The following is a 21,601-nucleotide window of genomic DNA, read 5'->3' on the forward strand; positions in this document are numbered from 1 at the left end:
CTGCCCGGGCCCGCATGCTCAGCGGGGCGGGCGGGCGGCCCGAGGGGTGCCCCGGGGTCTCGGCCGGCTCCGGCTCGACCGTGACGGTCGAGCCGGGGGGCAGCCCGGCGAGGGCGGGCGGCAGGGGCTCGCCGGCCCAGACCACCACGGTCGGCGGCAGCAGGCGCGAGCGGGACTCCGCGGCGACGAGGCACTTCCGTACGTCCGCCGGAGTGCCGGCGTCGACGCCCAGCGCGGCGAGCACGGCGATGACCGTGTCGTCGGGGACGGACACCGTGACATCCGGCGACGGGGAGTAGGAGGTGGCGACACCGTGCAGTGCGGCGAGCCGGGACAAGCCCATTCAGACTCCTGGGAACTCCATGCCCCCTGCGGTGCCGGGTGCGGTCGGCTCGCTGGTCAGAGGGGCGACGGCGGCGAGCGGAGGCTCGCTCGTGAGAGGGGTGGCATCGGCGAGCGGCGGCTCGCTGGTCAGCGGCGCGGAATCGGCGAAGGAGGATTCGCCGAGGAGGAGGGAGACATCGGCGAGCGGCGGCCCGCTGATCAGGTGGGCGACGTCGGCAAGGGGGAGTTCGCTGGTCAGCGGTGCGGATTCGGTCCGCGTGGGTACCTGTTTGGAGAGGGCGGAGAGCAGAAGCTGCGCGGCAGCGGGCATGGTGGCCTCCTGGCCATGGAGAACAGGACACAGCAGGCCTACCCAGGCCTCGTCGTGGCAGACGTGAACGTGATGCAGGCGTTATGACAACGAGCCCAACGTGCTCTGGGTCACACTCCGTTCCCCCGGACGGCAGGTATGGGCCGTTTTCAGCCACTCCCGCCCGCCACACCAGCCCCAGAGGGCTCGAAGACGTCGCTATTCCCGGCAAATACGGCAGAACGGCCATGCGCATTGACACCCTCGCGCCCGGGTGGTGGGCTCGGAGCCCGCCGGGGCCCACCGCCTGCGGTCCGAGGGGTCGGCACGGCGGTCCATCGCCGGCGGTTGGTCGTTACGAAGGGGAGCGCGACGTGCGGATCGGGCGCAGAAGGCAGGCAACGGCCGTGGCCGCCGCCGTGATCGGCGGACTCCTCGGATCCGTCTCCGTCGCTCCGGCCGCGACGGCCGCTCCCGCCGATCCCGGCAGGCCCGCGGTCGGCTCCGCCGACCGCGCCGACAGCGCGCGGACCCCGTCCGTCTGGCCCCGGCCGCAGAGCTTGAGGACCACCGGGCCCGCCGTACCGCTGGGCTCCGAGGCCACGCTCGTCGCCGCGCCCGACGCCGATCCGTACGCCGTCGAACAGGCGCGCTCGCTGCTGCGCGGGGCGGGCGTCCGCACCCTGCACGAGAGCCTGCCGGGCGGCGGGCCGGTGGTCCGTATCGGCGGCAGCGGAGCCGGCGAGGCACTGCGGGCGCTGCGCGCTCCCGACCGGGCCGATCTGCCCTCGGGCGGCTACCGGATCGCGGTCGGCGAGGTCTCCGGACGCGCCACCGTCGCGCTGGACGGGCTCGGCGCGGACGGCCTCTTCCACGCCGTCCAGACCCTGCGCCAGCTGATCGCCGACGGCTCGGTGGCCGGCGTGACGGTACGGGACTGGCCGGGAACCGCCGTACGCGGCATGGCCGAGGGGTTCTACGGAGAGCCGTGGACGCGCGAGGAGCGGCTCGCCCAGATCTCCTTCATGGGCCGCACCAAGCAGAACCGCTATCTCTACGCGGCGGGCGACGACCCCTACCGGCTGGCGCGCTGGCGCGAGCCCTACCCGGCCGACAAGCGGGCCGACTTCCGGGCGCTCGCCGAGCGGGCGCGCGCCGAGCACGTCACGCTCGGCTGGGCGGTCTCTCCCGGTCAGGCGATGTGCATGGCCTCGGACCAGGACGTCCGGGCGCTGACGAAGAAGGTCGACGCCATGTGGGCGCTGGGCATCCGGGTCTTCCAGCTCCAGTTCCAGGACGTCAGCTACAGCGAGTGGCACTGCGACCTGGACGCGGAGACCTATCGCAGCGGCCCGAAGGCGGCGGCCCGCGCGCAGGCCCGGGTTGCGGGCGCCCTCGCCCGGCATCTGGCGGAACGGCACCCGGACGCGGCCCCGCTGTCGGTGCTGCCGACGGAGTTCTACCAGGACGGGGCCACCGACTACCGCACCGCGCTGGCGGCCGAGCTGGACGACCGGGTGCAGGTGGCCTGGACCGGGGTCGGCGTGGTGCCGAAGAAGATCACCGGCGGTGAACTGGCCGGGGCCCGCGCCGCGTTCCGCCACCCGCTGGTGACGATGGACAACTACCCGGTCAACGACTACGCCCAGGACCGCATCTTCCTCGGCCCGTACACCGGCCGGGACCCGGCGGTGGCGAGCGGTTCGGCGGCGCTGCTGGCCAACGCGATGGAGCAGGCGTCCGCCTCGCGGATCCCGCTGTTCACCGCCGCCGACTTCGCCTGGAACCCGAAGGGGTACCGCCCGGACGAGTCGTGGCGGGCGGCCGTCGAGGATCTGGCGGGCGGGGACGCGGGCGCCCGGGAGGCGCTGCTGGCGCTGGCCGGGAACAGCGCGGGCTCGGTGCTCGGCGCGGAGGAGTCCGCCTACCTCCAGCCCCTGTTCGACGCGTTCTGGAACTCCCGCGCCGACGCCACCCGCCGCGACCGGGCGGCGGCCGAGCTGCGCGCGGCCTTCTCCGTGATGCGAGGGGCCCCCGAGCGGCTGAAGACCCCCGCCGACGGCCGGCTGACCGCGGAGGTGCGCCCCTGGACGGAGCAGCTGGCCCGCTACGGCCGGGCCGGTGAGCTCGCGGTGGACCTGCTCCAGGCCCAGGCCGCCGGGGACGGCGCCGCCGCCTGGCGCGTCCAGCTGGCCCTGGAGCCGCTGCGCGAGGAGATCGGGGCGAGCCGGGCCACGGTCGGCAAGGGTGTGCTGGACCCGTTCCTGGACAGGGCGGCGAAGGTGTCGGCCGGATGGAACGGCACCGACCGCGCCTCTGGCCGGGTCACGAAGGACGCGCACAGCTATACGGTCCGGCTGGCCGGGCCCCGCCCGGTGGAGGCCGTCACGGCGCTCGCCGAGCCCGGCGGCGCCCTCACCGACGCGGTCGTGGAGGCCCACGTGCCCGGTGAGGGGTGGCGGGCGCTCGGGAAGCTCTCGCCGAGCGGCTTCACCCAGACCGCCGCGAAGGGGCTGCGCGCGGACGCCGTGCGGGTCACGGTGCCGGAGGCCGCCCGGACCGTCCCGCCCTCGTACCTGAGCCCCACCCTGCCCCGCTCCCCCGCCGTCGTGGCGGGGTCCCCGCAGGTGCGCGCCCTGGTGCCGTGGTTCGGCGACGAGCCCGCCGCCACGCTCGACCTGACGCGCGGCGAGACGGACGCGGAGATCGGCGGCGAGCCCCAGCGGGTCGAGGCCCGGCTGGCCGGGCGGCGTCCGGCCGAGGTGAAGGGCAAGCTCACCGCGAAGGCCCCCGAGGGCATCGAGGTGCGGATCCCGAAGCAGACGACCGTGCCGCGCGGATCGCGTACGGAGGTGCCCGTGGACATCACCGTCCCGGCGGACACCCCGGCGGGCGAGTACGAGGTGCCGCTGGCCTTCGGCGGCCAGGAGTCCACGCTGACCGTGCGGGCCTTCCCGCGTACGGGCGGCCCGGATCTGGCGCGTACGGCGAAGGCCTCGTCCTCCGGCGACGAGACCCCGGACTTCCCGGCGTCGGCGGCCTCCGACGGCGATCCGGAGACCCGGTGGTCCTCACCGGTGGAGGACGGGGCCTGGTGGGGAACCGAGCTGCCGAAGCCGGTGCGCCTGGGCCAGGTGGTGCTGAACTGGCAGGACGCGTACGCCTCCCGCTACCGGATACAGGTCTCCGCCGACGGCCGCGTCTGGCGCACCGCCGCGACGGTGACGGAGGGCCGGGGCGGGCGCGAGTCGGTCCGGATGGACGCGAAGGACACCCGGTTCATCCGGGTGCAGGGGGACGGCCGGGCGACGGAGTACGGCTACTCGCTCTGGTCGGTGGAGGCGTACGCGGTCGTGGACGACTGACCGCGTACGTACAGGGGACCGCGTACGTACAGGGGACCGTGTACGTACACGGGACCGCTTACGTACACGGGAAGAACGGCGAAGACCCGGATCTCAGGCGGACACGCCGTCGATCCGGGCCATCACGTCGTCCGCGCCGAACGGTTGCAGATACGGCAGCCAGCGCGGGTCGCGGTGTCCGGTCCCGATGATCCGCCAGGCCAGGCCGGTCGGCGGGGCGGGCTGGTGGCGCAGCCGCCAGCCGAGCTCGGGCAGATGGCGGTCGGCCTTGACGTGGTTGCAGCGGCGGCAGGCCGCCACCACGTTGTCCCAGGCGTGCTGTCCGCCGCGGCTGCGCGGAATGACGTGGTCGACGCTGGTCGCGGCGGCCCCGCAGTACATGCAGCGCCCGCCGTCCCGGGCGAACAGTGCCCGCCGCGTCAGCGGGACGGGGCCCCGGTAGGGGACGCGGACGAAGCGCTTGAGCCGGACCACACTGGGTGCGGGCACGGCACGGGTGGCACTGTGCAGAAAGGAGCCGGACTCCTCAAGGCAGATGGCCTTGTTCTCCAGGACGAGGACGAGCGCGCGGCGGAGCGGTACGACGCCGAGCGGCTCGTACGACGCGTTGAGAACCAGGACGTGCGGCACGGTGGATGCCTCCTTGTACGCCGGCGGCGCGTGGCTCGCGCCGGGACGATCCGATCTCAGTCTCTCCTCATGCCTGGTCAAAGCGCCACCACGTACGGGTAACGGGCCGGGAGGATTTTTCTCACTCCGGGCTCCGCACACCGCTCGGCGGTACCGAACAGGTGTTTCACCTGGGAGGCCGTCCGCACTGTGCGATCGGCCACAACGGAGGTGTTCCCGGTGAGACCTGTCTCTCCTCGCGCGACGGCAACGATCCACTCCCCCGGCTTCGTTAGTGTTGTTGACCAGCCGTCGTCCCCCTGGAGGTCCCTGTCGTGTCGCTGTCCGTCCTCTTGGCCGCAGCCCCGTCTCCCGAGCCGGGCGGCTCGCTGGACGAAGCCGCCGAACAGGCCGGGAACGCCGCGGGCTGGGTCGAGGAGAACTGGTCCACCTGGCTGAGCACCGGGTTGCGCATCCTGCTGATCGTGGCTGTGGCGATCACGCTGCGTTATCTGATCCGGCGCGCCCTGACCAATCTGATCGAGCGGATGAACCGCAGCGCCCAGGCGGTGGAGGGCACGGCGCTGGGCGGGCTGCTGGTGAACGCCGAGCGCAGACGCCAGCGCTCGGAGGCGATCGGCTCGGTACTGCGCTCGGTGGCCTCGTTCGTGATCATGGGCACGGCCGCCCTGATGGTCCTGGGCGCCTTCAAGATCAACCTGGCGCCGCTGCTCGCCTCCGCCGGTGTCGCGGGTGTGGCACTCGGCTTCGGCGCCCGCAACCTGGTCACGGACTTCCTCTCCGGTGTCTTCATGATCCTTGAGGACCAGTACGGGGTCGGGGACACCGTCGACGCGGGCGTGGCCTCCGGCGAGGTCATCGAGGTGGGGCTGCGCGTCACCAAGCTGCGCGGCGACAACGGCGAGATCTGGTACGTCCGCAACGGCGAGGTGAAGCGGATAGGCAACCTCAGCCAGGGCTGGTCCACGGCCGGGGTCGATGTCACGGTGCGCCCGACGGAGAAGCTGGAGCACGTCCGCGAGGCGATCGCCACGGCCGCCGACACCATGACGAAGGAAGAACCCTGGTCGGAGCGGCTGTGGGGCCCGGTGGAGGTGCTCGGCCTGGACGCGGTCCTGCTGGACTCCATGACCGTCCGCGTCACCGCCAAGACGATGCCGGGCAAGGCGCTCGGAGTGGAGCGCGAGCTGCGCTGGCGCATCAAGCAGGCGCTGGACGACGCGGGCATCCGGATGGTCGGCACCCTGCCGCTCCAGGTGGAGGGCGCGTCCACGGCGGACCCGACGGCCGCGATGGCGGCCCCCTCCGCGTACGCCTCGGCGACCTCCCCGCAGTCGCTGGCGGCGACCCCGATACCGCCGCCGAACCTGGCCAAGTAGCACCTGCCGCGACGCCCCCGGCCGCCCCCTGGACCCCAGGGTGGCGGCCGGGGGCGTCGCCGTGCCGGGTAACACTTTGATTGCCGGACGGGGGTCACCCATTGACGCCCCGGTGACCTGCGCCCTACCGTCCTCTCAACCGAATAGGAAACTTTCCTAACAGAGTTTCTCCGGATCCGCTCCGGAGGTCCCGAACAGAGGGCGGTGCATCCACGATGGCGGGAACCACTCCCGGCGCACCCGGCACACCGGGCACACCACGGGTGCTGCGGGCCATGAACGACCGGGCCGCCCTCGATCTGTTGCTGGAGCACGGGCCGCTCTCCCGGACCCGGATCGGGAAGCTGACCGGTCTCTCCAAGCCCACCGCGTCCCAGCTCCTGGCCCGGCTGGAGGCGGCCGGGCTGGTCGTCGCCACCGGGACCAGCGAGGGGCGCCCCGGGCCCAACGCGCAGCTCTACACGGTGAACGCGCGGGCCGCCCATGTGGCCGGGCTCGACGTGAACGGGCGGCGCATCGTCGCCGCCGTCGCGGACGTGACCGGGCAGACCGTCGGGGAGTTCGAGCTGGCGACGCCGGGCCGGCGCGCCGACAGCGTGGTGCGCCAGGTCGCCGACGCGCTGGACGGGGCGGTGAAGGACGCCGGGCTCACCCGCGCCGACGTCCACCGACTCGTCATCGGCACTCCGGGCGCCTTCGACCCGGGCACAGGACGGCTGCGCTACGCCTCGCACCTGCCCGGCTGGCACTCCTCCACCCTGCTGGACGAGCTGGCCGCGTTCCTGCCGATGCCGGTGGAGTACGAGAACGACGTCAACCTGGTCGCCGTCGCCGAGCAGCGCCTGGGCGCGGCCCGCGGCCACGAGGACTTCGTCCTGCTGTGGAACGAGGAGGGCCTCGGCGCGGCCCTCGTCATCAACGGCCGGCTGCACCGCGGCTTCACCGGCGGCGCGGGCGAGGTCGGCTTCCTGCCGGTGCCGGGCACCCCGCTCGTGCGCCAGGTCGTCAAGGCCAACAGCGGCGGCTTCCAGGAGCTGGCGGGCGCCCAGGCGGTGCCCCGGCTCGCGAAGGCGCTGGGCGTCGACACCCCGCAGCAGCCGTACGCGAAGGTCGCCGCCGAGCTGCTGGCGCGGGCGGCCGACGCGTACGAGCGGGACGAGGCGCTCACCGAGCTGCTGCGCCAGTACGCCCAGCGGCTCGCCACCGGCCTCGCCTCCGTCACCGCCGTCCTGGACCCCGGGCTGATCGTGCTCTCCGGCCAGGCGGTCGCGGCGGGCGGCGAGATCCTGCGCTCCCTGATCCAGTCCGAGCTGGCCGAACTCGCCGCCTCCCGGCCGCGGCTCGTGGTCGGCGAGATCGACCGCACCCCCGTACTGCGCGGCGCCCTGGAGAGGGCGCTCGCCGACACCCGCGACGAAGTGTTCGACACCTCGCGCTGAACCACGCTTCCCCCCGTTCCCCGCCGTCTGCCTCTTCCCCGTCCCTGGGAGTTTTGTCATGCGCACAAGCCGTCTCACCACCACCGCTGTCGCCGTCGCCGCGATATCGGTGCTCGCCACCGCGTGTACCGGCCAGTCCGAGGCCGGCGCCTCCGACGACCCGAACGCGAAGACCACGATCAACTTCTGGCACGGCTGGAGCGCTCCCGCCGAGGTGAAGGCGGTCAAGGACAACATCGACCGGTTCGAGAAGGCCCACCCGAACATCACGGTGAAGGTCTCCGGCAACATCAACGACGACAAGCTCAACCAGGCGCTCCGCGCGGGCGGTTCGGACGGGCCCGACGTGGTCTCGTCCTTCACCACCGCCAACGTCGGCAAGTTCTGCTCGTCCGGCGCGTTCGCGGACCTGAAGCCGTTCATCGAGAAGTCGGAGCTCGACCTGGAGAAGACCTTCCCGAAGGTCCTCCTGGACTACACCCAGTTCGAGGGCAAGCGCTGTGCCCTGCCGCTGCTCACGGACGCCTACGGCCTCTACTACAACAAGGACGCCTTCGAGAAGGCCGGGATCAAGGCCCCGCCGAAGACGATGTCCGAACTGGCGAGCGTCGCCAAGAAGCTGACCGTCGAGAAGGGCGACAGCTACGAGCAGCTCGGCTTCATGCCGACCTTCCACGGCTACGAGACCGTCGCCAGCCACTACATGTCCTCGTGGGACCACACGTACTTCGACGAGAGCGGCAAGTCCAACATCGCCAAGGACCCGGCGTTCGCGGAGATGTTCACGTACCAGAAGAAGCTCGTCGAGGACCTCGGCGGCTACGAGAAGCTGGAGAAGTACCGCGGCACCTTCGGTGACGAGTGGGGCGCCAAGCACCCGTTCCACACCGGCCAGGTGGCCATGCAGCTGGACGGCGAGTGGCGGCTCGGGATGGCCGAGAGCGCCAAGGCCGGCTTCGAGATCGGCGTCGCGCCGATGCCCGTCGCCGACGACGAGGCCGACAGCTACGGCAAGGGCTTCCTCTCCGGCACCATCGTGGGCATCGCCCCGGCCAGCAAGAAGCAGAATGCCGCGTGGGAGCTGATCAAGTACATGACCAGCGACACGAAGGCGGTCGTCGAGTTCGCCAACGGCATCCGCAACGTGCCGTCCACCCTCGACGCGCTGAAGTCGCCCGACCTGAAGTTCGACCCCAGGTTCAAGACCTTCCTGGACATCGCCCAGCACCCCAAGTCCAGCACCTCGGACGGGGCCGTCAACGGGTCGACGTACCAGCTGACGCTCCAGGACTTCGGCTACCAGTACGAGAAGGGCGCGGTGAAGGACCTCCAGGCCGGTCTGGAGAAGACCGCCCAGCAGATCGACACCGACATCGCCAAGGCCAAGTAGCCCCCGATGACGACGCACACGCTCCGCTCCAAGCGCCGCAGGTCGGCGCTGCGCACAGCGGCCTTCATGTCGCCGTGGCTGATCGGGTTCTCGGTCTTCTTCGCGTATCCGATGCTCTCGACCGTCTACTTCTCCTTCACGCGGTACGACGGCTTCGGGGCGCCGGTCTTCAACGGGCTGACCAACTGGACCTACGTCTTCAGCGACTACCCGATGTTCTGGCCGTCGCTGTGGAACACCCTGTGGCTGGTCCTCGTCATGGTCACCTGCCGGGTCCTGTTCGGCCTCGGCATCGGGATGCTCATCACCAAGATCAAGACGGGGACCGGGCTGTTCCGGACCCTGTTCTACCTGCCCTACCTGGCCCCTCCGGTCGCCGCGACGCTCGCCTTCGTCTTCCTGCTCAACCCCGGCACCGGGCCCGTCAACGCGATCCTCGGGGACCTGGGGCTGCCGACGCCGGGCTGGTTCAACGACGCCTCCTGGTCCAAGCCGGCGCTCACCATGCTCGCGGTGTGGGGCATCGGGGACCTGATGGTCATCTTCATGGCCTCGCTGCTGGACGTGCCGACCGAGCAGTACGAGGCGGCCGAGCTGGACGGCGCGTCCGCCTGGCAGAAGTTCCGCTTCGTGACCCTGCCGAACATCTCGCCGATCGTGCTGTTCGCCGTGGTGACGGGCGTCATCCAGGCGATGCAGTACTACACGCAGCCACTCGTCGCCGGAAAGGTCGCCTCAGGAGTCATCGGCGGCTCCGGCCAGTCCTTCGAACCCGGCTATCCCGACAAGTCGACACTGACGCTCCCGCAGCTCGTCTACAACCTGGGCTTCCAGCGCTTCGACTACGGTGCCGCCTGCGTCGTCGCACTCGTCCTGTTCGCCCTGGCCATGGCCTTCACCGCGCTGCTGATGCGGGGCCGCAACAACCTGATCCAGGCCGGTGACTGAGCCATGACCCAACTCCTCGAACCCGTGGGCAAGACCGCCGCCTCCTCTCCGGAGCGCTCCGGCCGGACCCCCGCCGCGCGCACCGCCCGCCGCAAGGCGCTGCTGCACTGGATCGCCGTGCACTCGCTCGGCATCGCCGCCGCGCTCTTCTTCGTGCTGCCGTTCGTCTTCGTGGTGCTGACCTCGCTGATGAGCGACCAGCAGGCGCTGACCCGCGACCTCACCCCGAACACCTGGGAGTGGGGCAACTACGAGCGGGTCTTCAACACCCCGGGCTTCCTGACCTGGTGGCGCAACACCCTGCTGTACGCGGGCGTCGGCACCGTCCTGACCGTCGTCTCCTCCGTCCCGGTGGCGTACGCCCTGGCGAAGTTCCGCTTCCGGGGCCGCAAGCTGTCGCTGATGCTCGTCATCTCGATGATGATGCTGCCGCCGCAGGTCGTCATCATCCCGATGTACCTTTTCTGGGCGAAGCAGATGGACCTGTCCGGCACGTTGTGGCCGCTGATCATCCCGATGGCCTTCGGCGACGCGTTCTCCATCTTCCTGCTGAGGCAGTTCCTGCTGACCATCCCGAACGAGTACCTGGACGCCGCCAAGGTCGACGGCTGCGGTGAGTTCCGTACGCTGATGAAGGTCGTCCTGCCGATGGCCAAGCCGGGTATCGCGGCCATCGCCCTCTTCCAGTTCTTCGCCGCCTGGAACGACTACTTCGGACCACAGATCTACGCCTCCGAGAACCCGGCCGCCTGGACGCTCAGTTACGGCCTCGAATCCTTCAAGGGCGCACACCACACCGACTGGAACCTGACCATGGCCGCGACCGTTCTGGTCATGGCCCCCGTGATCGCCGTCTTCTTCTTTGCCCAGAAGGCATTCGTCGAGGGCGTCACACTGACCGGAGTAAAGGGCTGACATGAAGCTCGCAGTAGTGGGTGGCGGGTCCACCTACACCCCTGAACTGATCGACGGATTCGCCCGGCTGCGGGACACGCTGCCGATCGAGGAGCTGGTGCTCGTCGATCCGGCGGCCGACCGCCTGGACCTGGTGGGAGGTCTCGCCCGGCGGATCTTCGCCAAGCAGGACCACGCCGGGAGGATCACGACCACCACCGACATCGACGCGGGCGTCGCCGACGCCGACGCGGTCCTGCTCCAGCTGCGCGTCGGCGGACAGGCCGCGCGCAACCAGGACGAGACCTGGCCGCTGGAGTGCGGCTGCGTCGGCCAGGAGACCACCGGCGCCGGCGGCCTCGCCAAGGCCCTGCGTACCGTGCCGGTCGTCCTGGACATCGCCGAGCGGGTCCGCCGCGCCAACCCGGACGCCTGGATCATCGACTTCACCAACCCGGTCGGCATCGTCACCCGCGCGCTGCTCCAGGCCGGGCACAAGGCCGTCGGCCTGTGCAATGTGGCGATCGGCTTCCAGCGGAAATTCGCCCGGCTGCTGGACGTCAACCCCTCCGAGGTGCACCTCGACCACGTCGGGCTCAACCACCTGACCTGGGAACTGGGGGTCCGCCTGGGCGGCCCGGACGGCGAGAACGTCCTGCCCAGGCTGCTCGCCGAGCACGGCGACACCATCGCCGACGACCTGCGCATGCCCCGCCAGGTCGTCGACCGGCTCGGCGTCGTCCCCTCCTACTACCTGCGCTACTTCTACTCCCACGACGAGGTGGTCAGGGAGCTCGGCACCAAGCCGTCCCGGGCCGCCGAGGTCGCGGCGATGGAGAAGGAACTGCTCGCGATGTACGGCGACCCGACGCTGGACGAGAAGCCCGAGCTGCTCGCCAAGCGCGGCGGCGCGTTCTACTCCGAGGCGGCCGTGGACCTGGCGGCCTCCCTGCTGGGCAACGGCGGCTCCCCGGTCCAGGTGGTCAACACGTACAACAACGGGACTCTGCCGTTCCTCCCGGACGACGCGGTGATCGAGGTCCAGGCCCGGGTCGGGCACGACGGCGCGACACCGCTGGCCGTGCCGGCGCTGGACCCGCTGTACGCCGGTCTGATCGCCAACGTGACGGCGTACGAGGACCTCGCCCTGGAAGCCGCGCTGCGCGGCGGCCGGGACCGGGTCTTCAAGGCGCTCCTCGCCCACCCGCTGATCGGCCAGTACGACTACGCCGAGGGCCTCACCGACCGGCTGATCGCGCACAACCGGGAGCACCTTTCGTGGGCGTGAACGTGTCGGTCGTCGCCATCGACGCGGGCAACAGCAAGACCGACGTGGCACTGATCGGCGAGGACGGCACGGTGCTGGCCTCGGCGCGCGGCGGCGGCTTCCAGCCGCCCGTGGTCGGGGTGGAGGCCGCGATCGACGTGCTGGCCGCCGCGCTGGAGCGGGCCGTCGCGGAGCTGCCGGACGCCGGTGGCGCGTTCGGCGCGTCCGCCCATGTCTCCGCGTGCCTGGCCAACGCCGATCTGCCGGTCGAGGAGGCCGAGTTGGCCGGGGCCCTGGAGGCCCGCGGCTGGGGTTCCTCGGTGGAGGTGCGCAACGACACCTTCGCGATCCTGCGCGCCGGGGTGGACGAGCCCCGGGGCGTCGCGGTGGTGTGCGGGGCCGGGATCAACTGCGTGGGCATGACCCCGGACGGGCGGACCGCCCGCTTCCCGGCGATCGGGCGGATATCCGGTGACTGGGGCGGCGGTTCGGGGCTCGCGGAGGAGGCGCTGTGGTTCGCCGCGCGCGCCGAGGACGGGCGCGGCGAACCCTCCGAGCTGGCCCGTGCGCTGCCCGGCCACTTCGGGCTCGCCTCGATGTACGCGCTCATCGAGGCGCTGCACCGGGGCGGGATCCCGTCGGCGCGCCGGCACGAGCTGACGCCGGTGCTGTTCGCGACGGCCGCGGGCGGGGACCCGGTGGCCCTCGCGCTGGTGGAGCGGCTGGCCGAGGAGGTGGTGGCGATGGCCTCGGTCGCGCTGGGGCGGCTCGGTCTGCTGACGGAGGAGGCTCCGGTGCTGCTGGGCGGCAGTGTGCTGGCCGCGCGCCATCCGCAGCTGGACGACCGGATCACCGCGCTCCTGGCGGCACGCGCCCCGAAGGCCGAGGTGCGCGTCGTGTCCGAGCCGCCGGTGCTGGGGTCGGCGCTGCTGGGCCTGGACCGTACGGGCGCGGCGCCCGAGGTCCACCGGAGGCTGCGCGCGCAGTACGTCTGAGGACGGGAGCACGTCGTACGTCACGGGGCGTCCCCTCACGCGGTTCGCGTGGGGGGACGTTCCCCGTACGGGTGAACGCCCGGCACGCGCGGGGCGCGAGGGAACCGATCGGGCTCCTGGAACGTGTACCTGATGGGGAGTCCGTTCGCTTATGGGGATGTATCAGGGCACGTTGCACCGCTTGTCTTGATCGGCCGCGTCCGCCCTGATCGAATGCGGGGACTGATGTCGGGACCGGTTTCGGGACCGATGCGGGGACTGATGCGGGGGCCGCTGGGGGAAACAGCCGTTCCCGGTGTGGATGTCCGTCCCCGCGGCCATACTTCTGGCCGGGCGCGCGTCCATGGGCCGGGGACGGGGGCCCGCCGTCAGTGACCGAGGGGGAGGTCGAGTGACACACCCGCCGAGCGGCGGCAGGCAGACGCTGCGCACGCCGGATCCGGTGTCCGCGCACGCCGGCGTGGACGCACAGCGCCGCACCACGTGGGCCGCGCAGGCGGAGCGCCTGCGCGCCGTGGCGACGACCGAGCCCGGCCGGCTCCAGATCATCGGGGCCGTCCTGGCCCTGCTGGTCGTGGCGTTCGGCGCGGTGACCACCCTGGAGATCTCGTCGCGGGCCTCGTCGGCCGACGACGTGGTCAGCCGCAGCCAGCCGCTCAGCGCCGACGCGGCGGACATCTACCGCTTCCTGGCGGACGCGGACACGACGGCGGCCAGTGGGTTCCTCGCGGGTGCGCAGGAGCCCGAGGCCGTGCACCAGCAGTACCGGAAGGACATCGAGGAGGCGGCCCGGCTGCTGGTGAAGGCGTCGGGGAGCACCGACTCCGACAGCGCGTCCAGCCGTGAGATAGCCACCCTCAACAAGCTGCTCCCGGTCTACACGGGCCTGATCGAGCGCGCCCGCGCCAACAACCGCCAGGGCCTGCCGCTGGGCGGCGCCTATCTCCGGTACGCGAACCAGAAGATGACCGGCGAGATGCTGCCGGCCGCCGAGCGGCTGTACGCGGCGGAGACGGGCCGGCTGGAGACGGACTCGGCCGACGCCCGGCAGTGGCCCCTCCTGTCGCTCGGCGCCGGGATTCTGGTGCTCGGCGCGCTGGGGTGGATGCAGCGGCGGACCTACCGCCGGACGAACCGGGTGCTGAACCACGGGCTGCTGGCGGCGACGGCCGCCGCCTCGGTGGTGGTGCTCTGGCTGGCCGTGGGGCACGCGGTGGCCCGTACGGAGCTGCGGTCGGCGATGGTGCACGGTCAGGCGTCCCTGGACGTGCTCAACGACGCGCGGATCAACTCCCTGAAGGCGCGCGCCAACGAGAACCTCACCCTGGTGGCGCGCGGTGCGGTGCTGACCCCCGACGGCTCCGCCGACCAGTACGAGGCGGACTACACCACGGGGATGAAGGCGTTGAAGGACCGGTTGGAGAAGGCCGACCGGCTCGCGGACGACGAGACCGGCAACGCGCCGGTCCTCGACGCGACCGAGGACGTGGCCCAGTGGCAGGCCCGCCACCGCGAGGCCCGCGCCACGGACGACCGCGGCGACTACGACGGCGCCCTGGAGCAGATCATCGGGACCGAGGGCTCCACCGGGCAAGCCTTCCAGCGGGTGGACGCCGCGCTGGAGAAGGCGCTCGCCCATGAGCAGGGCGAGTTCACCGCGGCGGCGAAGAACGGGCGGGGGGCCCTGCGGGGCCTGCCGGTCGGCGCCGCGGCGCTGGCGGTCCTGGGGGCCGCCGCCGTGATCGTCGGGGTCAACCGCAGGCTCTCGGAGTACCGGTGAGAGGGGCAGCGATGAGCAGGTCGAAGGAGCGTCCCGCACGCGGCGGCCTGCGCGGCTGGGGCGGCGTGGCGGGAATGGCGGCGGCGTGCGCGGTGACCGCGGCGGTCACCCTGCTGCCGCTGGCCCACCACAGCGGCGGGGCGGCCGGAGCGGATGCCCCGGGCGGCGGAGCGGTGGCGGCCGACCAGGCACGGGCCGAGGAGTGCACCGAGCCGGAGGCGAGCCTGCCCGCGTCGAGCGCCGACGGGCCCAGCATCGAGAAGATCAAGGAGCGCGGCAAGCTGATCGCGGGCGTCGACCAGAACAGCTTCCGCTGGGGCTACCGCAATCCGGAGGCCCGGGAGCTGGAGGGGTTCGACATCGATCTGGTGCGGGCCATCGCCAAGGACGTCCTGGGCGACCCGGACGCGGTGATCTTCCGCGCGATCCCCACCAACCAGCGCATCGCCGCACTGGAGAGGGACCGGGTCGACGTCGTCGTGCGGACGATGACGATCAACTGCAAGCGGCTGGAACAGGTTTCCTTCTCCACCGCCTACTTCCAGGCCGGGCAGCAGGTGCTCGCCCCGAAGGGGTCGACGATCACCGGATACGACAAGTCGCTGAAGGGCAAGCGGGTCTGCTCCGCCGAGGGCTCCACGGCGTACGAGGCGCTGGAGAAGCAGTCGTTCGGGGCGCTCTACAAGGACGACTTCGACGGCACCGAGCGCGACCCGGACCTGCTGACCGTGCCCAACCAGCTGGACTGCCTGGTGCGGCTCCAGCTCGGCGAGGTCGACGCGGTCGTCACGGACAACGCCCTGGCGGCCGGCCAGGCGGCGCAGGACCCGGCGGTGGAGCTCAAGGGGAAGGCCCCGTTCACCACCGAGTACTACGGCGTCGCGACGAAGAAGGGCGCCGACGACCTGGTGGCCCGGGTGAACAAGGTCCTCGTCGACTACCGGGCGGGCGGCGACGACAGCCCCTGGATGACGTCGTACCGCAAGTGGCTGGCGGCCGGGCTGCCCGGCATAGCGGGCCCGCCCGCCCCCAAGTACCGAGGCGACTGACCCGGAGCGCGCCCACGCGCACGGGCCGGGGCGAGCGGACCGATACAGGGCGAGCAGACCGAGACAGACCGATCCCGCCGGGCCCACCGGCCCGGCGGGGAGAGCGGAGAGGTGATCGATGGGCGTCGCGGGATCCTTCCCCAGCTTCGCGGGGAGGCCCCCCGGCCCGGTCATGGACCGGGAGGAGGCGGACCGTGCGCTGGCCCGGCTCGGTGCGGAGCACGAGGCCATCGAGACCTCGCTCCTCGCGCTCCAGGACCATGCCGGCCGCCGGCTCCTGGAGGGTGCCGAGCTGACCGGCGTCACCCGGGAGCGCTGGGCCACGACCGAACAGTCGATCACCCTGCTGTGGGGCTATTTCGACGCGTACGCCGGCGCCCTGTCCCAGGCCCGGGAGATCCGTGCGCGGCGGCGCCACCCGAACCGGGAGGACCTGACCGCGCTGACCGAGCTGCTGCGTGGCGAGGCGGTCACCGTCGCCAACCCGGGTGCGGTGCCCCCGCCTTCGGTCGCCGGTCCGGCCAGGCTCTCCGAGCGGTTCTCCCTCCAGGAGCTGGTCGCCCGGATGAACGAGCTGTACGCCAGGTCCCTGGACATGGTCGTCTCCTCCGACTCCGTGTGGTCGGCGCTGCCCGCCCGGATCGACCTGCTCGCCGCCGAGCTGCACCGCACGCGTTCGCTGGCGCACTCCGTGGGGGTGCGGCCCGGTGAGCATCCGGCCGGGGACGATCTGGCGGAGATCACCGAGGAGCTGGCCACGCTGCGGGTGCAGGTGATCTCCGACCCGCTGGCGTTCTGGCTGCCGGGGCCCGGCAGCGCCGCACCGGGCGGCGGCCGTCCCGACACCTCGCGCTACGACCGGGCGGCCCGTGCCCTGGAGGACGTGCGGCGGGAGATCGAGGCGGTGCTCACGGTCCGGCAGGACGCCGAGGCGCGGCTGGTGCGGCTGCGGGACGTGCTCTCGCGGGCCGACCGCACCCTGACGGAGGCACGGGCGGCGCGCGGCGAGGTGCTGGCCAAGATCGCCGCCTCCGAGGTGCCCGCGGTCAGCGGCCCGCCGACCGCCCTCCAGGAGCGGCTGGCGGCGGCGTCGGACCACCGCAGGTACGCCCAGTGGCACCGGCTGTCGCCGCTGCTGGAGTCGCTGGAGCAGGAGGCCGAGGACGAACTGCTGCGCGCCCGGGAGTCGCTGACCTCGGTGACGGCCCCGCTGGCGGTCCGCGCGGAGCTGCGCGGCCGGCTCGACGCGTACAAGGCGAAAGTGGCCCGGCACGGCCTGGCGGAGGATCCGGTGCTGATCGAGCGGTACGACGCGGCGCGCCGCATGCTGTGGAGTGCGCCGTGCGATCTGCGGGTCGCCGAGCAGGCCGTCCTGCGCTACCAGCACGCGGTCGCGGAGACGCTGACACCGCGCCGGCCCGACGGACCGCAGGACCGGCGGGACACCGGCACCGGCACCGGCACCGGCGAAGAGGGGGAGACACGATGAGTACGCAGTGCCAGCGCCCCGCGTGCGAGGGGAACTACGAGGACATGGGCGGCGGTGAGACGTACTGCGACACCTGCGGTCTGGCTCCGGTCGTCTCGCCGACGGGCATGGTCTCCTCGCCGCCGACCGGGATCGCCGGGGGCGGCCGGGCGAGCAGCCGGGACAGCTCGTCGTCCCGCTCCAGCTCCCGCGCCTCCGGACGCGCCTCGTCCCGTTCGTCGACCTCGCGCCGCTCGGTCTCCGGCCGGCTGTCGCGCTCGCTGTCCGGGGCGTCCACCTCCCGTTCGGTCTCGGTGCGCTCCTCCGGCTCGACATCGGCGGCCTCGGCCCGGGGGCGGCTCGGCGTCGGTCTGGTGGAGGTCCCGGACGTGCCCCGGCCCGATCCGCGCACGGCGGTGATGGAGAACCCGGAGGTGCCCGAGCGCAAGCGGTTCTGCTCCCGTTCGGACTGCGGTGCGCCGGTGGGCCGTTCGCGCGGTGAGCGGCCGGGCCGCACCGAGGGGTTCTGCACCAAGTGCGGCCATCCGTACTCCTTCGTGCCGAAGCTGACCGGCGGCGACATCGTGCACGGCCAGTACGAGGTCGTGGGCTGTCTGGCGCACGGCGGGCTCGGCTGGGTCTATCTGGCGGTGGACCGGGCCGTTTCGGACCGCTGGGTGGTCCTCAAGGGCCTGTTGGACACCGGCGACCAGGACGCGATGGCCGCCGCGATCTCCGAGCGCCGCTTCCTCGCCGAGATCGAGCACTCCAACATCGTCCGGATCTACAACTTCGTCGAACACCTGGACCAGCGGACCGGCTCGCTCGACGGTTACATCGTGATGGAGTACGTCGGCGGCAAGGCGCTCAAGGAGATCGCCAACGAACGCCGCACCCCGGCCGGGAAGCGCGACCCGCTGCCGGTCGAACAGGCCTGCGCATACGGGATCGAGGCGCTGGAGGCGCTCGGTCATCTGCACAGCCGCAACCTCCTCTACTGCGACTTCAAGGTCGACAACGCGATCCAGACCGAGGACCAGCTCAAGCTGATCGACATGGGCGCGGTGCGCCGGATGGACGACGAGGAGTCGGCCATCTACGGCACGGTCGGCTACCAGGCCCCCGAGGTCGCGGAAGTGGGCCCGTCGGTGGCCTCCGACCTCTACACGGTGGCCCGGACGCTGGCGGTCCTCACCTTCGACTTCCAGGGGTACACGAACGTCTTCGTGGACTCGCTGCCGGACCCGGACAACATCGAGGTGTTCCGGACCTACGAGTCGTTCTACCGGCTGCTGGTGCGGGCCACGGACCCGGACCCGGCCCGCCGGTTCGCCTCCGCCGCGGAGATGGCCGAGCAGCTGACGGGGGTGCTGCGGGAGGTCGTGGCACTCCAGACGGGTCGGCCGCGCCCCGCTCTGTCGACGCTGTTCGGCGCGGAACTACGGCTGATCGACACCGAGTTGTTCGCGCAGCAGACGGACGACGTCTCGCGGCTGGGCGGCCGGGAAACCGGCTCCGGGCGTGGCGGGCTCCGGGGCCGCCGCAAGGGCCGCGGCCTTCCGCCGTCCGGCGTTCCGGCGCAGGGCGGCACCTGGCAGCCCCACGGCGGCGCGACTCCGGTCGCGCCGGGGGCCGTGACGTCCGCGGTGGCCGGGGCGCTGCCGGTGGGCACCCAGCCGCCCGGTCCTGCGGGGGCCCGACCGTCGGGTCCGGCGGGGGCCTCTCCGCTGGCCGCGCCGCCGACCCATGTGCGGGGCCCTGCGCAGGGCGGTGCCCCGCTCGCCTACGCTCCCCCGGCACAGGCTCCGCTCCCGGCGCCCCGGTCGGCCGAGCCGGCCCCGGTGGCGACGTACGGGCCGTACGTCGCGACCGGACCGTACGGCCCCTTCGGGGCGACCTCCGGGGGTGTCCTGCTCGCCCTGTTCGACACGCGGGCCACGTCACTGGCGCTGCCGGTCCCCCGGGTCGACGCGATGGACCCGAACGCCGGTTTCCTCGCCGGTCTCATGGCCTCCGCCCCGGCCGAGCTGATCACGGCCCTGCACACGGTGCCGGCCCCCTCGCTGGAGACCCGGCTGCGGGAGCTGCGGGCCCGGCTGGAGATGCGGGAGCTGGAGTCGGCCGCCCGTGCGCTGACCACCCTGGAGGGTGAACACCCGGACGACTGGCGGGTCGTCTGGTATCGCGGCGTCACCTCGCTGGTGACCGGTGACCACGAGACGGCGGCGCTCTCCTTCGACGCGGTCTACGACGCGTTCCCCGGGGAGATGGCGCCCAAGCTGGCCCTCGGGATCTGTGCGGAGGTGCTGGGTCAGCTGGACAACGCCGCCGAGTACTACCGCCTGGTGTGGGCGACCGACCCGGGGTTCGTCAGCGCCGCGTTCGGCCTGGCCCGGGTGCAGATCGCCGCCGGTGAGCGGGCCGGGGCGGTGAGCACCCTGGAGTCGGTGCCGGAGGCCTCGATCCACTACACGGCGGCGCGGGTCGCCGCCGTCCGGGCGCGGCTGCGCGAGCGCTCGCACCGGGAGCCGCTGCTGGCCGACCTGACGGCCGCCGGCGTCCAGGTGGCGGCGCTGGCCGCCTTCGGCCTGGACCCGGTGCGTCGCGAGCAGTTGTCGACCGAGGTACTGGGCAAGGCGCTCGACTGGGTACTCTCCGGTAGTCCCGGTGTCCCGGGGCTGGGCGGACCGGCCGCCGGTTCGTCCGGGGCAGGCAAGCTGCTCGGCGCCGAACTGAACGAGCGGGGGCTGCGGTTCGGGCTGGAACGCTCGTACCGGATGCTCGCCCGGCTCGCGCAGCGGGGCGACGAGAGGATCGAACTGGTGGAGCGGGCCAACCGTTTCCGCCCCCGGACGTGGGTGTGAAGATGTCACAGAGCCACCAGCAGCCCGCCCTGTCGAGGTGCCCGGGCTGCGAGGAACCGCCGGTTGCGGGCGATCTGTTCTGCGGGGTGTGCGGCTACGACCTCTCGGCCGTTCCGGCGCGCCCCGATGACCGGCCGACGATGGCCATCACCGTGCCTCCGGCGGCTCCGGCTGCCGGAGCGGTGCGATGGCCCGCCGCCGAGGAGACCGACAGCTCGGACGTGCCCGCGCCCGTGGTCCGTCCGGCGGACGTGCCCGGGACGGACTCGGGCGGCAGGCCCCTGGCGGAACCGGACACGCCGGACGCGGTGTCCGGGCGGGGCGCGGCGTCGCCGCCCGAGCCGGTGCGGGCGGGCGGCCCGGAGGCCGAGGCCGTCCAGGTGCGCCACGACGACCGGGCGGACCCGGGCGGTGCGGAGGCCTCCGGTGACTTCGCGCTGGCCGCGCCCGATCCCCGGGCGGCGGAGCATGCCGCCGCGCCCGCGGCCGCGCCCGCCCCCGGGGCGAAGGTCTGTGTGGCCTGCCACTCCGGCCGGGTGGACCCCGACGGCTACTGCGAGAACTGCGGGCACGCGCAGCCCCGTGAGCGCGACCACATGGAGCAGGAGCTCGACGCGGTGGCCGCCGTCAGCGACCGGGGGCTGCGCCACCACCGCAACGAGGACTCCTTCGCGGTGTCCTCCACCGCGCTGCCGGACGGCTCGGCCGCCGTCGTCGCGATCGTCTGCGACGGCGTCTCCTCGGCGAGCCGTCCCGACGAGGCCTCGGCCGCCGCCGCGAGCGCCGCCAACGAGGCGCTGCTGGAGTCCCTGCCGCGCGGTACCCATCCGCAGACGGCGATGCACGAGGCTATCGTCGCCGCGTCCGAGGCGGTCAACGCCCTGGCGCAGGAGCCGACCGGGGCGAGGGAGCACGACGCGCACCGCCACCAGAACGCCCCGGCCTGCACCCTGGTCGGCGCGATCATGGCGGGCGGCCTGCTGATCGTCGGCTGGGTCGGCGACAGCCGCGTCTACTGGGTGCCGGAGGACCGGACCCGGCCGACCGCCCGGCTCACCGAGGACGACTCCTGGGCCGCGCAGATGGTGGCGGCCGGCCTGATGAACGAGGCGGAGGCGTACGCGGACGAGCGCGCCCACGCCATCACGGGCTGGCTCGGCGCCGACGCGTACGAACTGGAGCCGCACACCGCCGCGTTCAAGCCGGACCGGCCCGGCCTGGTCGTCGTGTGCACGGACGGCCTGTGGAACTACGCGGAATCCGCCGAGGAGATGGCCGCCGCCGTCCCGGCCGACGCCCAGGAACAGCCGCTGCGCGCGGCCCAGATGCTCGTCGGGCACGCTCTCGACGGCGGGGGCCACGACAACGTAACAGTGGCGCTTCTGCCGTTCGCCGTACGGCCGCAAGGGGCAGGATCGGCCTGCGACACCGTTTGAGCCGGTTCTCCGCCCTTGCCCCGACCCGTGTCAGCCGCCCGCTTCCCCTCTTCACCTGATCCC

Annotated in this window: 15 protein-coding genes and 1 pseudogene; 13 read left to right on the plus strand and 3 right to left on the minus strand. The window is 72.6% G+C overall.

Annotated features, from left to right (window positions below):
- A pseudogene (locus HET64_RS04180) lies at positions 1–343 on the minus strand (4-alpha-glucanotransferase); the annotation flags it as partial.
- Complete coding sequence (locus tag HET64_RS04185; RefSeq protein WP_215102422.1) at positions 344–655, minus strand: hypothetical protein; 312 nt, start codon at positions 653–655, stop codon at positions 344–346.
- Between the two features lie 353 nt (positions 656–1,008).
- On the opposite strand from HET64_RS04185, the gene HET64_RS04190 reads away from it, so the two are divergent.
- Positions 1,009–3,999, plus strand: a complete 2,991-nt coding sequence (locus tag HET64_RS04190; protein ID WP_215102423.1) for a beta-N-acetylglucosaminidase domain-containing protein — start codon at positions 1,009–1,011, stop codon at positions 3,997–3,999.
- A gap of 93 nt (positions 4,000–4,092) precedes the next feature.
- Here the strand turns inward: HET64_RS04190 and HET64_RS04195 are convergent, their stop codons facing one another.
- A complete protein-coding gene (locus HET64_RS04195; protein ID WP_003969129.1) occupies positions 4,093–4,629 on the minus strand; it encodes an HNH endonuclease in 537 nt (178 codons plus the stop codon).
- Between the two features lie 314 nt (positions 4,630–4,943).
- Here HET64_RS04195 and HET64_RS04200 point away from each other — a divergent pair, with 314 nt between their 5' ends.
- The 12 genes from HET64_RS04200 (at position 4,944) to HET64_RS04255 (ending at position 21,538) form a co-directional block, all read left to right on the plus strand.
- Positions 4,944–6,008, plus strand: a complete 1,065-nt coding sequence (locus tag HET64_RS04200) for a mechanosensitive ion channel family protein (RefSeq protein ID WP_215102425.1) — start codon at positions 4,944–4,946, stop codon at positions 6,006–6,008.
- A 215-nt stretch (positions 6,009–6,223) separates the two neighbouring features.
- A complete protein-coding gene (locus tag HET64_RS04205; RefSeq protein WP_215102427.1) occupies positions 6,224–7,447 on the plus strand; it encodes an ROK family transcriptional regulator in 1,224 nt (407 codons plus the stop codon).
- 58 nt (positions 7,448–7,505) lie between these two features.
- Positions 7,506–8,837: an ABC transporter substrate-binding protein gene (locus HET64_RS04210; protein ID WP_215102429.1), complete on the plus strand. Its 1,332-nt coding sequence runs from the start codon at positions 7,506–7,508 to the stop codon at positions 8,835–8,837.
- Positions 8,838–8,843: 6 nt separating this feature from the next.
- Positions 8,844–9,785 (plus strand): carbohydrate ABC transporter permease, encoded by a 942-nt coding sequence (locus HET64_RS04215; protein WP_215102431.1) that lies wholly within the window; start codon positions 8,844–8,846, stop codon positions 9,783–9,785.
- A gap of 3 nt (positions 9,786–9,788) precedes the next feature.
- The gene (locus tag HET64_RS04220) at positions 9,789–10,700 is read left to right on the plus strand and encodes a carbohydrate ABC transporter permease (RefSeq protein ID WP_215102433.1); all 912 of its coding nucleotides are present in this window, start codon (positions 9,789–9,791) and stop codon (positions 10,698–10,700) included.
- A 1-nt stretch (position 10,701) separates the two neighbouring features.
- Complete coding sequence (locus HET64_RS04225; RefSeq protein WP_215102435.1) at positions 10,702–11,967, plus strand: 6-phospho-beta-glucosidase; 1,266 nt, start codon at positions 10,702–10,704, stop codon at positions 11,965–11,967.
- The gene (locus HET64_RS04230; RefSeq protein WP_215102437.1) at positions 11,958–12,941 is read left to right on the plus strand and encodes a BadF/BadG/BcrA/BcrD ATPase family protein; all 984 of its coding nucleotides are present in this window, start codon (positions 11,958–11,960) and stop codon (positions 12,939–12,941) included. The genes HET64_RS04225 and HET64_RS04230 overlap by 10 nt, the downstream gene beginning before the upstream one ends.
- 391 nt (positions 12,942–13,332) lie before the next feature.
- The gene (locus HET64_RS04235) at positions 13,333–14,721 is read left to right on the plus strand and encodes a hypothetical protein (protein WP_215102438.1); all 1,389 of its coding nucleotides are present in this window, start codon (positions 13,333–13,335) and stop codon (positions 14,719–14,721) included.
- A gap of 11 nt (positions 14,722–14,732) precedes the next feature.
- Complete coding sequence (locus HET64_RS04240) at positions 14,733–15,770, plus strand: glutamate ABC transporter substrate-binding protein (protein ID WP_215102440.1); 1,038 nt, start codon at positions 14,733–14,735, stop codon at positions 15,768–15,770.
- Positions 15,771–15,888: 118 nt separating this feature from the next.
- Entirely contained in the window at positions 15,889–17,259 is a 1,371-nt protein-coding gene (locus tag HET64_RS04245; RefSeq protein ID WP_215102442.1) for a hypothetical protein, read from the plus strand.
- The gene (locus HET64_RS04250) at positions 17,256–20,102 is read left to right on the plus strand and encodes a serine/threonine-protein kinase (RefSeq protein WP_215102444.1); all 2,847 of its coding nucleotides are present in this window, start codon (positions 17,256–17,258) and stop codon (positions 20,100–20,102) included. The genes HET64_RS04245 and HET64_RS04250 overlap by 4 nt, the downstream gene beginning before the upstream one ends.
- Positions 20,103–20,104: 2 nt before the next feature.
- A complete protein-coding gene (locus tag HET64_RS04255; protein ID WP_215102446.1) occupies positions 20,105–21,538 on the plus strand; it encodes a PP2C family serine/threonine-protein phosphatase in 1,434 nt (477 codons plus the stop codon).
- Positions 21,539–21,601 lie beyond the last annotated feature (63 nt).

Origin of the sequence: Streptomyces sp. McG3 (assembly GCF_018619185.1) — a bacterium.
Classification (GTDB): Bacteria; Actinomycetota; Actinomycetes; order Streptomycetales; family Streptomycetaceae; genus Streptomyces.